The organism is Alkalicoccus luteus, from assembly GCF_012034335.1.
GTDB lineage: Bacteria > Bacillota > Bacilli > Bacillales > Salisediminibacteriaceae > Alkalicoccus > Alkalicoccus luteus_A.
The window spans coordinates 78,565-93,976 of sequence record NZ_JAATHJ010000004.1 but is presented as its reverse complement, the minus strand read 5'-3'; the positions used below and the strand labels follow the sequence as shown (position 1 = coordinate 93,976).

Here is a 15,412-nt window from a genome sequence, read left to right as displayed (position 1 = left end):
AGCACGTGCTGCACCTGCCGCTTCCCATTAATTGATCTCTTCTAATTCTTCAATCTGCTCCTGAAGCTGCTCTTCCGGCAGCGGCGCAAAACCTGTTTCTGGTGCAAGTTCATCTGCTACTTCAAATACGTAGCGTGCGTAGTCCATAACAGCCGGGTTCTCACGGGCAGCATCCACATTTAAGTTTGTAAATACTTGACGTGTGTATTCTGCGTAGTCACCTTCAAGATCGATTGTATCGAGTGACGGAGTGATATTGCCTTCACCGAAATCGATTGAAACAACTCCGAGCGCATCCTGGTTGTTTTCATAATAGCCAAAGCCGAAGAATCCAATTGCATTTTCGTCGTCGTTTACCAGTTCAACGAGCGTCGGGTATTCCTGCTGAAGGTTCGTACCGTCCTTCAGATCCTGGCCGTCAATCAGCTCATCGATAAAGAACTCGTACGTGCCGTGGTTTTCGTTCGGGCCGTATGTGTTAATCTCTTCTTCCGGCCAGTCGGAGTTGATATCAGACCACATTACCGTGTCATCATCGCTGACCGCGCCGGAAATAAAGATCGATTCTACTTCTTCCACCGTCATTTCCGTTGCCCAGTCGTTATCCGGGTGCAGCACGATCGTCATGCCGTCAAGCGCAACCGGAAACTCCATATTTTCGATTCCGTTTGCTTCCATTTCCTCTATTTCCTCATCGCGCACGTTTCGGGACGCGTTCGCAAAATCCGTTTCGCCTTCAACATAGCGCTGCATGCCGGCACTCGTTCCCGCACGGCTTACTTCAACACTTACGTTTGGATTTTCTTCCACCATGTACTGTTCTGCAATTCTGGACATAAGCGGATAAACAGTACCAGAACCATCGATTGATACAGAACCGGAGATGTCTTCATCAGCGCTGTTGTTTGCAGCTTCATTATTATTTGCAGCTTCGTTCGTTTCCTCTGCATTGTTTCCGCCAGCATTATTTGCCGCGTTGTCACCGGATGCTTCTTCATTTCCACCACATGCAGCCATAACTGCCATCGAGCTGATTGCAATGACGCTTAGTCCAAACTTTTTCACGTACATTTCCTCCTTGGTTAGAAACCGTTTTGTTTTGCCTCACAAGAATGAGTATATGCTCCGTTTATTAACCTCACATGAATTACATGTAAAGGTTTGTAAAGCAATTGTTAAGATTGCCTTTACATACGATCGTGACTTAGGAAGGTGGTGAGGGTGAGAGATGTTTGAGATAATACAAAAAAGAGAGATGTGGAGGAGGATATAAGATGGAGGTAAAGCTTAATGCAGAAGTCGCTCAGCAGGCGGAGCGGATGGACTGGGAAGCCGTCTTTACCGATTCGTCGGCGCCTGCATCCCTGACGGAGACGCTGAAACGCTACACGAGAAGAGAGCTCGATCAGCTGAGAAAGCTGGCAGCTGTGAAAGGACTCAGCAAGCTGAATAAAGCAGAGCTCGCCGAAGCACTCGGTGAGCACGCGCTGCTGCGAATACCGGAAATACTCATGAAGGCGGACAATCACCGCGCTGATATCTTCCGGAAGCTTGCGACAGACGGCATCTGTGAGATAGCCGGCGTTGATGATCTTCACTTCGTTCACATCGAATATTTCCAACAGCTCTATTTTATTCGTGCTGTGCGAGAGGGAGAGCGATTTTACCTGGCAGTCAGTCCGGACGTTCAGGAGCGGCTGCAGCAAATTTTGAACGAGAATCCGGAATTCCAGGCTCTCTGGGAGCGAAATGATATCATTTGCGGAACCGCGCTTGGCTGCGGGGTGCATTACGGGGTTTTGACATTGCCGACATATGCAGCGCTTGTTCAGCGGCTGCTTCCGGAGACCGATACAGATACGATTATCCAGATTTTTGAGGAATACACCCGCTGGAATCCGTACGACGTTATATTGGAAGAGGGCCTGCTCGTGCAAATCGAGCTGACGTACTCGACGTTCGGTCCGCAAGAGCTGCTTGAAGCACAATTTTCGCGTCCGATCGGATACGCCGAAGTCGATCCAGAACGGCTGGCTTCATACAAAGACAGCGCCGGCCCTGCCGATGACGGCCCCGTGCAAAAATTTGCCTCACTTCTGGAGAACAAGCTGAACGTGGAGCAGCAGAAAGCATGGACTACTGCTTTGATTACGGAGCATGCATTTCGAATCGGCCGTTCCTTTAATGAAGAAGCTGTTTTTGTAATTGAGCGATTAGGATTGGAAGAGGAGCAGCAGATTGATCAGCTGATGGCGGCGCTGCAGACGCTTTACAATGATACGAAGCAGTGGATTCTCAAAGGCTATGCGCCGCTTAACGTGCCCTTGCCACAGCAGGCGAAGCAGGCTTCTGTTTCCAAAATACCGCGTAACGCCCCCTGCCCTTGCGGCAGCGGGAAGAAGTATAAAAAATGCTGCGGCGCATAAAAAACCACCTTACCAAAACAGAAAGGCTGATCGCATTATAACGATCAGCCCCTCTGTTTGTTCATATTTACTCTGCCTGCATCGTAAGACCCGCTTCGGCAAGCTTTACCGCTCCGCTAAACTCCTTTTCTGCTTGCTTTTTCAGTTCTGCCACCTCCCCGAAATGCGGCAGATGGGTCAGCCACAGCTCCCCTGCTTTTGCGTTACGGGCGAGCTTTCCGCATTCCTCACTCGTCATGTGCCCGAACCCCTTTGCATCCTGACCGGCATAAAAGCTGCTTTCAGCGATGAGCAGATCAGCCCCGTACGCAAAGACGCCCAGCTTCTCGTCATAGACAGCATCGGCCGTAAAAACGATCGTCTTTCCTTCCGCTTCTAAGCGCACAGCGAAGCAGGGTACAGGATGTCCGGTTCGCTGAAACGTAACAGTAACGCCGCCTAGCTTAATCACACCCGTTTCCTGATAGGAAATGACTTCTGCTGCGGGCGTTTTTTCATACTGCTCGTAGTGCAGCCTGCTTTCATGCGGGCAGTGGATCGCAAGCGTCTTGTCTGTATCATTGAGTGCCTGGTCAACAACACGGCTGTAAACGAGTGCGCCAAGATCGGCCACGTGGTCGAAATGATGATGCGTGGATATAACCGCCGCGATCTGTCTGCGGTCTATGTATGTCTGGAGACTGCTGAGGGCACCGCTGCCGCAGTCCAGTAAAAAGCAATACCCGTCATGCTCGACGATGTAGCAGGCTGTCGCTTCCCCCTGTTCCGGAAATGCCCCCCACCTGCCGACAACTGTTATTTTCATTTGCTGTCACTCTCCTTGTTTATAAGCTACCTTGAAAAATAGCATGTTCAACCAACGTACATCAAGCTGTGCCACTCTTGGCGAAGGCTTACCCAAGGGCTTGTTCTCAACTACTATTGGCGAAAGAGCATGTCGCCAACATGGATTCTCGCACTGCTCTCATCCTTTAGGTGTCCTCGCCTTTGTTTAACAGCGTTCGTGATTTTCCCCTTTCATGGTGCAGGTTGTCATGGCATGAGTGTCTCTGTTAAAGCCTGGTGTTGAGATGAAAGAAGTATGCCTGCGGCTCATCTTTCTTCGCTTGCCCAGGAGAAATCTTTCAGCCGTCCCTTCCTTGCGACCGGGATAACTGTCACGCTTTTTTCCTCGGGCACTTGCTTTGTCTCCACTTTTCCTGATCTGAAAGGGGAGACGAAACGGAAGTATAAGAACGAGCTGGGGAAGATCCTGAAGAAGCGGAAGAGCTTGTCTGAGACAACCCTACGCCCCATTTTTTTAATCAGCACTTTCAGAAATAGCTTCCCCGGGCTCGCTGCTGGCAGAACGTGCTCCCACTCTTATTCCAGTATACAAAAAAGCCCCTTCCGTAAAGGAAGGAGCCTGCCGGCTTATGCTTCAACAGCTGCCGGTACTGGGTAAACGCTGACGCGCTTGCGGTCGCGTCCAACACGTTCAAATTTAACAACGCCGTCGACTTTCGCAAATAGCGTGTCGTCGCCGCCTTTTCCAACGTTCACACCTGGGTAGATGCGCGTTCCGCGCTGACGTACGAGAATAGAGCCGCCTGTTACAGCCTGCCCGTCTGCACGCTTAGCACCAAGACGTTTGGACTCAGAGTCACGGCCGTTCTTAGTACTACCTACACCTTTTTTCTGTGCGAAAAACTGAAGATCCAGATTGAATAGCATGGTCTTCACCTCCCGTGATTTAAGAATGGACACGAATAAATTCGCCGTACTGGTCTTCGATCGTTTTGAGAGAAACGAGAAGTCCTTCAAGCAGGAGCTGAACCTGGCTGAATACTCGCTCCGGCAGCCCTTCCGGCACTGCTGCAGACAAGTATCCGCCTCCGCTCTCCATGCCGACGTCGAGCTTCGTGCCGGTCAGTTCGTACACCGCATTAACGGCTCCGAATGAAACCGCAGAAGCTCCGGCACAGACGAGATCGTATCCATAGGGACCGGATTCGGCGTGCCCGCTCATCGTAAAGGACGTCACCGCCCCATTTTCATCGCGTTCGAAGTGAACTTGTATCATAACTAGGACCCTGTTACAGGCTGATTGTGTCGACAGTCAGCTTTGTGTATGGCTGACGGTGACCTTGCTTGCGGCGGTAGTTCTTCTTAGCCTTGTACTTAAAGACAGTGATCTTCTTGCCCCGGCCGTTTTTCTCAACCTTCGCTGTAACAGTGGCTCCGTCGAGAAGTGGAGCTCCGACCTTCGTTTCGTCTCCGCCTACGAGCAGAACACGGTCAAACGTGACAGTGTCACCTGCTTCCACGTCAAGCTTTTCAACGAAAATCTCCTGGCCTTCTTCCACTTTTACCTGCTTACCACCAGTTTCAATGATTGCGTACATCTTGCGCACCTCCTCTTGGACTCAGACTCGCCTTTGCAGGTGCGTCAGACGCTTAAAAACCTGCTCCGTGCGGTTACAGTCATTTGGGCGCAGCCAAATAACTAACAAAGGAAATCATACCACAGCGGCAGAGGCAGCGTCAATTGCTTTTTCCATTGGCTACCTTGAAAATAGCTCGTTCAACCAACGTACATCAAGCTGTTCCACTCTCGGCGAAGGCTTACCCAAGGGCTTGTTCTCGACTAATGTTGGCGAAAGAGCATGTCGCCAACATGGATTCTCGCACTGCGCTGATCCTTTGGGTGTCCTCGCCTTCGTTCCACAGCGTTCGTGATGTTCATCTTTCATGGTGCAGTTTGTCATGGCATGAGTGGCTCTGTTACTATTCATTGTTGTTAGAAGGGCACGTCACTGCAACTGACGAGCGCCTCCGCTTCCCCGCTGCGCTGCGGAATCTTCCCGGCTCACAGGCGTCCGCCGGTTTCCGCTTCGTTCTTGCTTTGCAAAACAAAAGACATCGGTGGTTTCTTTCTCCAACATTCCTATCCGAAAAATGGAAGACAAGGCGATTTTTCAAGACGCCTGCAGAAAAAGAAAGCGTGACGATCATCCCGGACGAAAGGAAGGGATAGCTGAAGGATTTCTCTGGGGCAAGCGAAGAAAAATGAGCCCCAGGCTTACTTATTTCATCTCAACACCAGGCTTTAACAAAGCTTTTCCATCAAGAGAGTACGCCGCCGAGACGTTCGCCGCTTCCCTTTATCTCTTCAACTGTGCCAGTCCGGACAAGCTCTGCCCTGTCATTTCCGCGGCGGATGCGGATATACAGCTCCGGCAGCCCGCGGGCAAACGATTCTTTCCTTAAATAAGCAGCAAGCCGCTCCGGTACATCAAACAGACAGGCTTCCGCCTCCTCGGCCTGTGCTTGCTGCTTCAGCTCTTCGGTCAGCTGCCACAGGGTTTTCAATCTGCCTGCCCCGGAGCAGCAGGGGCAGGACTCCGTCAGCAGCTGACTCAGCTTTCGTCTCGTCTGCTTTCGCGTCATTTCCATATTGCCGAGCCTTGTAAAGCCGGCGACATTCGTCGTCGAACCGTCACGCCTCAGTGCTGCCTGCAGCGTTTCCTCGACCTGTTTCGCAGCGTCGCTTCGATTCATCTCAATGAAGTCGATGATTACCATGCCGCCGATGTTCCGCAGACGAAGCTGCCTGGAAATTTCCTCAGCTGCGGCCATGTTGACATCATAGGCCGTATCGCGCATCCCGGAGGATCCGGTATACTTGCCGGAATTCACGTCAATAACAGTCATCGCCTCTGTTTCCTGGATCATGAGCGATCCGCCGTTTTTCAGCCAGACGAATGAACGCAGGCTTTTTTCGAGCTCTTTGTCGAGGTTATATGCGGGAAACAGACTTCCGGCGCGCCACGTTACGTGCGGAGAGGTTCGTTTCCACTGTGCCGCAAGGTCGGCATCGTTTGTGATAACGGCTGTGTTTGCAGCTCCGACGTAGTCCTTTTCAACTCGCAGATCGGTCCGTGATTCATCGTAGTAGAGCGTGCCGGGAGCCTTCGGTTTTTCCTTGAGCATCCCATCAATCCGCGACCGGAGCAGCTTAAATTCCTCTTTTAAGAGCTCAGACTCTGTTTCTTCCGCGTTTGTCCGGACGATAATACCTTCCTGCTCGGCCAGCCAGCTGCGAACCTCTCGGCGGATAGCAGCACGGCTCTCATCCTTTATTTTCTTCGATACGGCTGCATAGCCGCCGTACGGCATGTAAATCGTATACGTGCCCGAAATCGACAGCAGCATCGTCAGCGAGCAGCCCTTTGAACCTGCAGCCTCTTTTTTCACCTGAACGATGACCCTGTCACCTTTTTGCAGAAGCGCTGCCGCTTTTGGAGCCGGTTTCCCGTCCTCTCGCAGTTTCCACGCCTGATACTCGGGGTGTTCCTTCATATGTAAGTACCCGTGCTTTGTGTCCCCGATATCAATAAATGCAGCATCCATGCCGTTCAGCACGTTTTCCACCCGGCCTGCAACAATCATCCCTTCCTGCAGAGGCCCATGGACATCATCAATGAGCCATTCCCGTACCGAACCGTCTTCCAGTACCGCCCCGCGATGTCCAATATCAAGCTTCTCCACTATCACCGTGCGATCCATATGATCCGCCCCCTCTGAACGTTAAGTGTAGCATATCTCGTGGATGATAGACTATCCGTCCCGTTTAACCGGATGCCGGAAAGAAAAACACGCCGCAGGGCTTTGCCCCGGGCGTGCTCCGTCTGTGCTATTCTTTAACCGAACCTGATGTGAGTCCTGCAACGATACGACGCTGGAAAATCAGGACGATGATGACGATCGGAATCGTCACGATAACCGTCGCAGCTGTAATATCTCCCCATGGAATCGTAAACTGGGACTGATAGAGAGACAGCCCTACCGGAATCGTGCGCCAGCTGTCGTCCGAGTTAATCGTGAGCGCAAACAGGAACTCGTTCCACGCTGCGATAAATACGAGAATCGCGGTCGTGAAAACCCCTGGAGCGGCCAGCGGAAAGATGATTTTACGGAACGTCTGAAACGGTGTTGCTCCATCCAGCTTTGCCGATTCCTCCAGCTCATACGGAATCTTTTTAAAGAAGGTAGCCAGAATCCAGATGGCCAGCGGCAGGCTGATCGTAATGTAAGGAATCACGAGACCCATGTAGCTGTTGCGCAGTCCGAGTCCCTGGATCAGGTTAAAGATTGGTGAAATGATCGCGATCTGCGGGAACATCGCTGCAGCGAGTACGATCCCGAGAATCGTTCCTTTAAATTTAATCGGCAGCCTCGTAACGGCGTACGCCGCAAGCGATGCTACAGAAATGGCTAAAATGGTCGTCAGGCCTGAGACTGCAATACTGTTCCACATGTAGAGAAACAGCGGCCGCGTCTGAATCGCATTGATATACGAATTCAGAGACGGTTCTGTCGTAAACCAGGCGAAGCTGGAGAAAATTTCACTCGGCGGCTTTAACGACGTCAGGAAGACCCAGATAAACGGGAACATCGTAACGAAAATAAAGATACTTAAAAATATGTAAAACGGCAGCCCTGCTTTTTTCCTCATCGTCCATCGCCTCCTTCTGCGTTATTTTTTGTCCTCAAACAGATCCGAACCAATCAGTTTAATGAAGAGAATGCTGATCAAGGCCACGGAAACGAACATGATGACGGAAAGAACGGAACCTTCCCCAAAGTTCTGCTGGGCGAAAAGCACCTGGTAGGCATAAACCGAAATCGATTCGGTCGAGTTTGCCGGGCCGCCGCCTGTCAGGACGTAGATTAAGTCAAATACCCGGAAGGCATCGAGTGTCCGGAACAACAGCGCAACGAGAATAGCCGATTTCAGCATTGGCAGGGTAATGTAGAAGAAACGCTGAACCTTGCCTGCACCATCTACTTCCGCCGCTTCGTAGAGCGATTCGGAAATAGTCTGCAGTCCTGCCAGAAGCAGAAGCGCCATATACGGCATCGTTTTCCAGACGTCGGCAAGGATAATTGAGAACATCGCGCCCGAGCCTGTACTTAACAACACCGAGGAGTCGGAAATAAGTCCCAACTGCTCAAAGTAGTGGGCGACAATCCCGGACTGGCCGTCATACAGGTAGCTCCACATCATCGCACTGACGGCTGTCGGAATCGCCCACGGAATCAGAACCGCAGCACGGACTGCCCCTCGGCCGATGAAGGCCCGGTTGATGACGAGTGCGACTGCAAGACCGATAATCAGTTCAAAAAAGACAGAGATAACGGTGAAGAAGACCGTGTTCCACATAGCCGACCATGTTCTTGCTTCGGTTAAATACTTGCCGTAGTTTTGCAGTCCGATAAAGTTCGGCCGGATCATGCTCCGGTCCAGCTGGCCGATTTGTGCGTTGGCATCTGCGATCGTCTGTGCCAGGTCTTCATCATCCTCCTGTTCAAAGAAGGTGCCCAGCTGTTCATCTGCTGACTCCAGCACATCGATATAGTCTTCCGAAAAGCTGTTGTCAATCTGACCGTACTTCAGATCGTTATCATTGACCGGTTCAAAATTAATGACCATTTCATCGACAATCGCGAACTGGTCTCCGATGTTGTCTGATTCCACAATCATCTGGTGGTAGTCAGAAATCTCATTTTGAATCGAGACGACCGTATCCTCCATCTCGGTTCCTTCTGTCTCTGAAATGAGCTGCTCCATATCACGCTCATAAAAGAAATAGTTATCCGCATAGCGCTCCAGGTCAATCTGATAGCTCAGCGTTGTCTGGTTTCTCGTCGGATCATTGAGCCGGTAGTCAAACATACTGTTATAAAACGATTGAGCCACCGGCCAGAGCGTGACGGCAAAAATGAGGATCAGCGCCGGAAGCACCATCAGGTAGCCGAGCTGAGACTCACTGAGCTGAAACTTTTTCTTTTTATCTCCCATGTCATCTCCCTCCTTCTCCGCAGCACATTAAGACCTGATATTGAAATCGATTTCAGCATCTTTCGTAGACGATCTCCCTTTTACTACGTTGACTCTCTGACGATCAACTGAAGCGGGAGCAGTTCCTTCTTATACGTAACGTCACGGTTGTGCCGGATCATGTCGACCATCATTTCCATTGCCCTCGTCCCCATGAGCTTCATCGGCTGATCAATCGTCGTAATTCCCGGATCGATTAAATCCGCGAGCGGCTGATTATCAAAGCCTACGACAGCCAGATCATCGGGCACACGGCAATGGAACCGTTTCGCTTCCTGGATCACCCCGGCAGCAACTTCATCTCCTCCTGCAAAAATAGCAGTCGGCCGGTTCTCCATCGCATACATGCGGTGAAAGATATTTTTTCCGTCTTCGATACCATAAAAGCTTGGAAACAGATAATCCTCGTTCACCGTGAGTCCTGCTTCTGCCATCGCACGTTTAAAGCCTGAAAAACGGTCACGTGTCAGTTCAATCCGGTCGGTTCCGCCTGCGTACGCGATTTTTTCATGTCCCCGGTCAATCAGATGCTTCGTACCAATGTAACCGCCGTATTCCTGGTCGCAGACAATCATCGGCATATCTGCTGCTGAGTCATATTCGTTGCAGCTGATAATCGGACCGTAGCGGGTATAAGGCTCAATGTCCTTCCAACGGTTTTGCAGTGAAGCGAGAATAATTCCGTCGACCTGCTTTGTTTTTAACAGCTCCAAATGCTGCATTTCCCGATCTTTTTCCAGTCTGGAATCACAGAGGATAAGCTGATAGCCGCGTTCTGCTGCTATTTTCTCCATAGCGTCCACGAGGTGTCCGAAAAACGGATTGACAATCCGGGAAATAATGACAGCGATCGTATTCGTCCGCTGGCCTCTCAGCCGTCTTGCTGAGGAATTGGGCACGTAGCCGAGTTCTTCCATTGCAGTCATCACGAGCTTGCGCTTTTTCGGGTCGACGTAGGGATGGTTGTTGATCACTCGCGAGACAGTGGTTGGAGAAAGTCCTGTTTTTGCAGCTACCTCTTTAATCGTTGCCATACCATGCCCTCCCTCCCGGTCTTTCTAAGAAAAACCGTCCCGGCCAGAGGTGAATCCCTCTGGTCCGAGACGCCCCTGTGTGTGCTTATTCATCCAGTGCGGACTGGATTTCCTGTTCCATGTTCTCGATCGCTTCTTCAGCGGAAATATCGCCGGAAAGCGCACGGGACAGTTCAATCTGCATGATATCGGAAATCTGCGGGTAGATCGGTGTTACCGGACGCGGAACAGCATTTTCAAGCGTGGCAACGAACTCTTCGTCTGCAAACAGCGGCGCAGCGTCCTGCACTTCTTCATCGTCGTAAAGATCACGCAGCGTCGGAGCGGATCCGCCCTCAATTGCCGTAATCTTCTGCCCTTCCGGACCGGTCATGAACTTCACGAACTCCCACGCTTCTTCCGGATTTTCTGAGTTACGGTTGATCATCGTCATCCAGCCGCCGAGACCTGCGGCGCTGCCTTCATCGCCAGCAGGAAGAAGTGCAAACTCGACATTGCCCTGAACCTGGGAAACGTCCTCATCTTCTGTCATCGCCTGCATGTAAGGCCAGTTGCGGGCAAATACAGACTGTCCTTCGAGGAAGGCGGTATGCGTAGCCGGCTCATCAAAGTTGAGGATATCGCCCGGTACGAAGTCGGACTGAACAATTTCCATCATTTTTTCAAGAGCAGCGACCGCTTCAGGTGAATTGATCGTAACGTTTTGATCCTCATCAATAACCTCGGCACCATATGCTCCAAAGAATTCAATCGCGTTTACAACAAGGCCTTCGTACTGGTTCGCCTGCATCAGGTATCCGAAATCCGTGCCTTCTTCTCCTGCATACTCGCCGGCCATGTCAATCAGCTCATCCCATGTTTCCGGAGGGCCGTCAACGATGTCTGAGCGGTAGTAGAGCAGCCCCGCATCTGTAAACTTCGGCATCGCCCACATCCGGCCATCAAATGTACCGGAATCAACTGTACCTTCAAAGTAGTCATCGAGATCAATGCCGTCACGCTCGATAAAGCGGTCCAGCTCAAGCACGTAGTTTGCCTGGGCAAATTCTGCAGGCCAGATAACATCTGCATCAAACACGTCAATGGATGCATCCCCGCCGGAGAATTCAGTTACGTACTGGTCATGAGACTGACCGGTATCCGCCGGCATTTCACGGAACTCAACGTTGATGTTCGGATTCTCCTCTTCAAATGCTTCTACCAGAACGTCCGTTGCACCTGTTGCGTCCTGTCCACGGGCGTAAGTGATCGTGACCTGATCGCCGTCAGCGGCTTCCTCTCCGTCGTTCTCTTCAGCGTCTTCATCAGCCGGCTCTTCCTCGTTATCCATGTCGTCATTCATATCATCCGCATCGTTGTCTGCAGCATCATTCGTGTCTGCATTTGCGTTGTCAGCCCCGCCGTTATTCTCCATATTGTCTCCGCCGTCGTTACCTCCACAGGCTGCGAGAACTCCTACCATCGACAATGCCATGACACTTGTCAGCACTCTGTTTCTAATGCGCATGCTGTTTCCCCCTTAAAAGAATTAAGATATGTGATAACGATTTCAGAGTCCGATCATAAAAATGGATGCATTTCCGCCGGATTATTTCGCCAAACGAACAACATCCACTGCCTGTCGGGGTGACTGGAATCGCTTTCATAAGCTTAGTATATTTTGATATGATAACGATTTCAAGCATTATTTTTAGAAATTTTCACATTACTATTACAAAACAATGACAAACCCTTGGGCCACAAGTGTTTGCTCTGTAAAAAAATCTGTCCATGCCCTGAGGACGAGGGCGTTTAAATTGGAAAATATGGCATTTACCACGATGTTTGTGCTCCTTTATCTGATCGGAAAGGAGGAGAGTGATATGGAGTAAGAAGCTGAGGTGGAACAGGTGTGGCATCGTGAGGCGTCAGTACATCATCCGCTACCATAACTGACAGAGTGCTGTTCGCCGCTGTACTTTATAAAGCATAAAAAACCGCCCAAATGGACGGTTTCATCTTGTATGAATCGAGACTCAGCCCCGCATCCCGAGAAACTTTTTTACACGCGTGAGCATGCTCGTATCTTCTTCCAGCGACATGAGCGGAACAGATTCACCATTCAGACGGCGGGCAATGTTGCGGTAGGCAATCGATGCCCGGCTCTTAGGTGACAGAGCAGCGGGCTCCCCTGAATTGGATGACTTGATGACGTGATCATCGTCGGCAACGATACCGAGAAGGTCAACAGCCAGAATGGATACAATCTCATCCACATCCATCGATTCACCGGATTTCATCATGTGGCTTCGGATCCGGTTGACGACGAGACGCGGTGTCTCGACGTGCGTTTCTTTTTCAAGCAGTCCGATAATACGGTCTGCGTCGCGCACGGATGAAATTTCAGGCGTTGTAACGACAATCGCTTTATCTGCACCTGCCACGGCGTTTTTGTATCCTTGCTCAATTCCTGCAGGACAGTCGATTAATATGTAGTCAAACTGCTCTTTCAGCTCTGCGACAAGCTCCTTAATTTGTTCCGGCGCCACTGCGTCTTTGTCTTTTGTCTGCGCAGCCGGCAGCAGGTAGAGAGATTCAAAACGTTTGTCTTTAATCAGGGCCTGCTGCAGACGGCAGTTGCCTTCTGCGACATCGACCAGATCGTAAATAATCCGGTTTTCCAGCCCCATGACGACATCCAGGTTGCGCAGGCCGATATCTGTATCAACCAGGCAGACGCTGAAACCGTTCAATGCCAGGGCCGTTCCAATATTTGCAGTTGTCGTTGTTTTTCCGACGCCGCCTTTTCCTGACGTCACGACGATGGCTTCTCCCACTGCACTCTCCCCTTTCGCACGTTGCTGACTTCTGTTCTCATTCTATCATACAATCTACGGCCGTCTACTCTTCGCCGGCTAATTCCGGACGAAGCACTCCGAGTTTCTGCGCCCGCTCAAGCTCTAAGGAGCCTTCATCATTTACGTATGCGCATTCAAACATGCCGCGCCATTCTTCATTCTCCGGAGGCTGCCGGACGACATGCGCAATACGCAGCTGAGAGGGATCCATAAATGAAGCGGAGATAACAGCTCTTACGTCGCCGTCGGTTCCGGCGTGAGCGACTCCTTTCAGACTGCCTAGCACGTAAATGCTGCCGGTTGTTTTCAGGACAGCTCCGGGATTGATGTCGCCAATCAGGATCACATCACCTTCGAGCTCCAGCACTTGTCCCGAGCGGATCACGCGAGCCATGCGGACCATCTGCTTTTTGCGGACGAGCGCATCGGCTTCTTTACGGGAGACGACGTCAGACCGGATTTCGGTGACGTCCAGCGGAAAGGTTGTTTCCAGCAGCTCCTTCAGTTCTTTTCTGTCATGTTCGTTCAGATAGCGTCTGCCTGCATCGACCATTACCTGAAGCCGTTCATCCTTTGCAGAGATCAGCTTACCTTTCTGGTCGTTCAATTGTTTTTCCATCTGTTCGAGCAATGTCCGGAACGGACTTTCATCGTCCAGCAGCAGCTGGAGTCCCTGTTTCGTTCCTTTCAGCGTGACATAAGAGCGAACCTGTGCCACCTGCGTCACCTCCATCCCCTTAGTCGCTAATCCATATCAGCTCCGTCCATGCGGATAAACCAGGCACGGACCGGAACAGCAAGCAGGGCTGCCAGCAGTCCGTTCATGATAAACGAAGGAAGCAGCCTTGACGTGAAAATCGCTTCATGCGGCAGCGCCGTAATGCCGAGAAGCAGCATCATGCCGTATAAATAGTATTCCAACCCAATGACCGCCGCTGTTACGAGCAGTGCTGTTACCGATGGACGACGCTTCACGTATGAATTGGAAACAGAAAACAAATACGCGAAAAAACCGAATCCAAAGGTATAAATACCTAGCACTGGTGAGTACACGATGTCATACAGGATCCCGAAGATAATACCGTAAAACAGGCTGTAGCTTCTGCCTCGGATAATTCCGGTAAGCATGATCAGAATAAACATAAAGCGCGGGACGAGCTCAAGGTCAGCACCCCGGTTGTCCGGAGCAAACACCTGGAAAACCGTCCCTTCGAACACGAGGAGAAAAAACAGCACCGCCGGAAGAATAAAACGGGTCATTCCACGCCCTCCTCCGGAACAGCTTCCGGATCGGCAGCCGGATCTTCATCCGGGTCTGCCTCCGGATCAATTTGCGGAACCATGTCTTCCTCTTCTTCGTCCAGCTCATCAAACAGGCTGGTTTGCGAAGCACCGCGTTCAATCACCATCACATAGTCAAGGTGGTAATAGTCTGCTGCAGGTTCCACGAGCGCTGTCTGGCTTAAGCCGTATTCATCGGTCGTAACGTCGACAATTTCACCGATCGTCAGGCCGTCCGGGAATACACCGCCAAGACCGGATGTGGATACGATCATTCCTTCCTCAACCTCAATATCAACGTCGATCTTAGTAAAGCGGAGATGGCCGGTCTCATCGTCAATGCCTTCCATGAAGCCGTAAATCGTCTCATCATCGCTTTCTGCCATCGCGGAAATGCGGTTATTGGCATCCTGGTCGCTCAGCAGCTGCACAGATGAAGAAAACTGCGACACATCGCGTATCTTTCCGATCAGACCTTGCGACGTGATGACGGCCATATCCTGCTCGATGCCGTGCTGGGCGCCCAGATTAATGCCGATCAGCTCATTCCAGCGATCCGGCGAGCGGTGAATGACCGTTGCATTCCGGACGGAATAGTCAAGCAGGTTATCCTGCACATCCATCGCTTCTTCCAGTTCATCATTGCGGCGCTGGAGCTGTGTCAGCTCAGACTGGAGAGCAGCATATTCATCCAGGTGCGATCTCAGCATCTGATTTTCTTCATATACGTTACGCAGCTCATTAACAGAATCGACCGCATTCGAAATCATATAAGCGGGTCTGGAAAACACCGACTGCACTGTGCCGACAGAATCCTGTATGAACTGTTCCGGCCACGAAAGTCCCCGCTGGTCGCTTAACGAATATCCTATCAGCCCGACCAGGAATATTAAGCAGACGAGCAGAACGATCAGGCGCCGGTTCGAGAAAAATGGGGACATTTACAGCACC

Annotated in this window: 16 protein-coding genes and 1 other annotated feature; of the genes, 2 read left to right on the top strand and 14 right to left on the bottom strand. The window is 51.1% G+C overall.

Annotated features, from left to right (window positions below; all coding sequences use genetic code 11):
- Positions 1-27: 27 nt before the first annotated feature.
- Positions 28-1,071 carry a substrate-binding domain-containing protein gene (locus tag HCN83_RS04185; RefSeq protein ID WP_168005067.1) on the bottom strand — a complete coding sequence of 348 codons (1,044 nt, stop codon included), beginning with the start codon at positions 1,069-1,071 and terminating at the stop codon, positions 28-30.
- Between the two features lie 203 nt (positions 1,072-1,274).
- On the opposite strand from HCN83_RS04185, the gene HCN83_RS04180 reads away from it, so the two are divergent.
- Positions 1,275-2,426: a YecA family protein gene (locus HCN83_RS04180; RefSeq protein WP_168005066.1), complete on the top strand. Its 1,152-nt coding sequence runs from the start codon at positions 1,275-1,277 to the stop codon at positions 2,424-2,426.
- Between the two features lie 67 nt (positions 2,427-2,493).
- Here the strand turns inward: HCN83_RS04180 and HCN83_RS04175 are convergent, their stop codons facing one another.
- From HCN83_RS04175 to rplU, 4 genes are all read right to left on the bottom strand, one after another.
- Positions 2,494-3,231 carry an MBL fold metallo-hydrolase gene (locus HCN83_RS04175; RefSeq protein ID WP_168005065.1) on the bottom strand — a complete coding sequence of 246 codons (738 nt, stop codon included), beginning with the start codon at positions 3,229-3,231 and terminating at the stop codon, positions 2,494-2,496.
- 608 nt (positions 3,232-3,839) lie between these two features.
- The gene (gene rpmA / locus HCN83_RS04170) at positions 3,840-4,139 is read right to left on the bottom strand and encodes a 50S ribosomal protein L27 (RefSeq protein ID WP_168005064.1); all 300 of its coding nucleotides are present in this window, start codon (positions 4,137-4,139) and stop codon (positions 3,840-3,842) included.
- A 19-nt stretch (positions 4,140-4,158) separates the two neighbouring features.
- Positions 4,159-4,488 carry a ribosomal-processing cysteine protease Prp gene (locus HCN83_RS04165; RefSeq protein WP_168005063.1) on the bottom strand — a complete coding sequence of 110 codons (330 nt, stop codon included), beginning with the start codon at positions 4,486-4,488 and terminating at the stop codon, positions 4,159-4,161.
- A gap of 13 nt (positions 4,489-4,501) precedes the next feature.
- Complete coding sequence (rplU, locus tag HCN83_RS04160; protein ID WP_168005062.1) at positions 4,502-4,810, bottom strand: 50S ribosomal protein L21; 309 nt, start codon at positions 4,808-4,810, stop codon at positions 4,502-4,504.
- A gap of 13 nt (positions 4,811-4,823) precedes the next feature.
- Positions 4,824-4,895 (bottom strand) — a sequence feature (ribosomal protein L21 leader region).
- A 160-nt stretch (positions 4,896-5,055) separates the two neighbouring features.
- On the opposite strand from rplU, the gene HCN83_RS04155 reads away from it, so the two are divergent.
- Positions 5,056-5,442: a hypothetical protein gene (locus tag HCN83_RS04155; RefSeq protein WP_168005061.1), complete on the top strand. Its 387-nt coding sequence runs from the start codon at positions 5,056-5,058 to the stop codon at positions 5,440-5,442.
- Positions 5,443-5,531: 89 nt separating this feature from the next.
- Here the strand turns inward: HCN83_RS04155 and HCN83_RS04150 are convergent, their stop codons facing one another.
- From HCN83_RS04150 to mreC, 9 genes are all read right to left on the bottom strand, one after another.
- Positions 5,532-6,974 (bottom strand): ribonuclease E/G, encoded by a 1,443-nt coding sequence (locus HCN83_RS04150; protein ID WP_168005060.1) that lies wholly within the window; start codon positions 6,972-6,974, stop codon positions 5,532-5,534.
- 127 nt (positions 6,975-7,101) lie between these two features.
- Positions 7,102-7,923: a carbohydrate ABC transporter permease gene (locus HCN83_RS04145; RefSeq protein ID WP_168005059.1), complete on the bottom strand. Its 822-nt coding sequence runs from the start codon at positions 7,921-7,923 to the stop codon at positions 7,102-7,104.
- 21 nt (positions 7,924-7,944) lie between these two features.
- Complete coding sequence (locus tag HCN83_RS04140) at positions 7,945-9,270, bottom strand: carbohydrate ABC transporter permease (RefSeq protein ID WP_168005058.1); 1,326 nt, start codon at positions 9,268-9,270, stop codon at positions 7,945-7,947.
- Between the two features lie 83 nt (positions 9,271-9,353).
- A complete protein-coding gene (locus tag HCN83_RS04135) occupies positions 9,354-10,343 on the bottom strand; it encodes a LacI family DNA-binding transcriptional regulator (protein WP_168005057.1) in 990 nt (329 codons plus the stop codon).
- 85 nt (positions 10,344-10,428) lie between these two features.
- Positions 10,429-11,850, bottom strand: coding sequence for an ABC transporter substrate-binding protein (locus HCN83_RS04130; protein WP_168005056.1), 1,422 nt, complete (start codon positions 11,848-11,850; stop codon positions 10,429-10,431).
- Between the two features lie 508 nt (positions 11,851-12,358).
- Positions 12,359-13,159, bottom strand: a complete 801-nt coding sequence (minD, locus tag HCN83_RS04125) for a septum site-determining protein MinD (RefSeq protein ID WP_168005055.1) — start codon at positions 13,157-13,159, stop codon at positions 12,359-12,361.
- Between the two features lie 64 nt (positions 13,160-13,223).
- The gene (locus HCN83_RS18715) at positions 13,224-13,898 is read right to left on the bottom strand and encodes a septum site-determining protein MinC (protein WP_168005054.1); all 675 of its coding nucleotides are present in this window, start codon (positions 13,896-13,898) and stop codon (positions 13,224-13,226) included.
- Positions 13,899-13,924: 26 nt separating this feature from the next.
- Positions 13,925-14,440 carry a rod shape-determining protein MreD gene (mreD, locus tag HCN83_RS04115; RefSeq protein ID WP_168005053.1) on the bottom strand — a complete coding sequence of 172 codons (516 nt, stop codon included), beginning with the start codon at positions 14,438-14,440 and terminating at the stop codon, positions 13,925-13,927.
- Positions 14,437-15,402 carry a rod shape-determining protein MreC gene (mreC, locus tag HCN83_RS04110; RefSeq protein ID WP_168005052.1) on the bottom strand — a complete coding sequence of 322 codons (966 nt, stop codon included), beginning with the start codon at positions 15,400-15,402 and terminating at the stop codon, positions 14,437-14,439. Before mreC ends, mreD begins: the two co-directional genes overlap by 4 nt.
- Between the last annotated feature and the right edge of the window lie 10 nt (positions 15,403-15,412).

Excerpts from the sequence above, each read along its gene's own strand:
- mreD (WP_168005053.1), bottom strand. The coding sequence starts at position 14,440 with ATGACCCGTTTTATTCTTCCGGCGGTGCTGTTTTTTCTCCTCGTGTTC.
- HCN83_RS04155 (WP_168005061.1), top strand. The coding sequence starts at position 5,056 with ATGTTGGCGAAAGAGCATGTCGCCAACATGGATTCTCGCACTGCGCTG.
- HCN83_RS04150 (WP_168005060.1), bottom strand. The coding sequence starts at position 6,974 with ATGGATCGCACGGTGATAGTGGAGAAGCTTGATATTGGACATCGCGGG.
- mreC (WP_168005052.1), bottom strand. The coding sequence starts at position 15,402 with ATGTCCCCATTTTTCTCGAACCGGCGCCTGATCGTTCTGCTCGTCTGC.
- HCN83_RS04140 (WP_168005058.1), bottom strand. The coding sequence starts at position 9,270 with ATGGGAGATAAAAAGAAAAAGTTTCAGCTCAGTGAGTCTCAGCTCGGC.
- HCN83_RS04165 (WP_168005063.1), bottom strand. The coding sequence starts at position 4,488 with ATGATACAAGTTCACTTCGAACGCGATGAAAATGGGGCGGTGACGTCC.
- rplU (WP_168005062.1), bottom strand. The coding sequence starts at position 4,810 with ATGTACGCAATCATTGAAACTGGTGGTAAGCAGGTAAAAGTGGAAGAA.
- HCN83_RS04135 (WP_168005057.1), bottom strand. The coding sequence starts at position 10,343 with ATGGCAACGATTAAAGAGGTAGCTGCAAAAACAGGACTTTCTCCAACC.
- rpmA (WP_168005064.1), bottom strand. The coding sequence starts at position 4,139 with ATGCTATTCAATCTGGATCTTCAGTTTTTCGCACAGAAAAAAGGTGTA.
- HCN83_RS04180 (WP_168005066.1), top strand. The coding sequence starts at position 1,275 with ATGGAGGTAAAGCTTAATGCAGAAGTCGCTCAGCAGGCGGAGCGGATG.
- HCN83_RS04185 (WP_168005067.1), bottom strand. The coding sequence starts at position 1,071 with ATGTACGTGAAAAAGTTTGGACTAAGCGTCATTGCAATCAGCTCGATG.
- HCN83_RS04130 (WP_168005056.1), bottom strand. The coding sequence starts at position 11,850 with ATGCGCATTAGAAACAGAGTGCTGACAAGTGTCATGGCATTGTCGATG.
- HCN83_RS04175 (WP_168005065.1), bottom strand. The coding sequence starts at position 3,231 with ATGAAAATAACAGTTGTCGGCAGGTGGGGGGCATTTCCGGAACAGGGG.
- HCN83_RS04145 (WP_168005059.1), bottom strand. The coding sequence starts at position 7,923 with ATGAGGAAAAAAGCAGGGCTGCCGTTTTACATATTTTTAAGTATCTTT.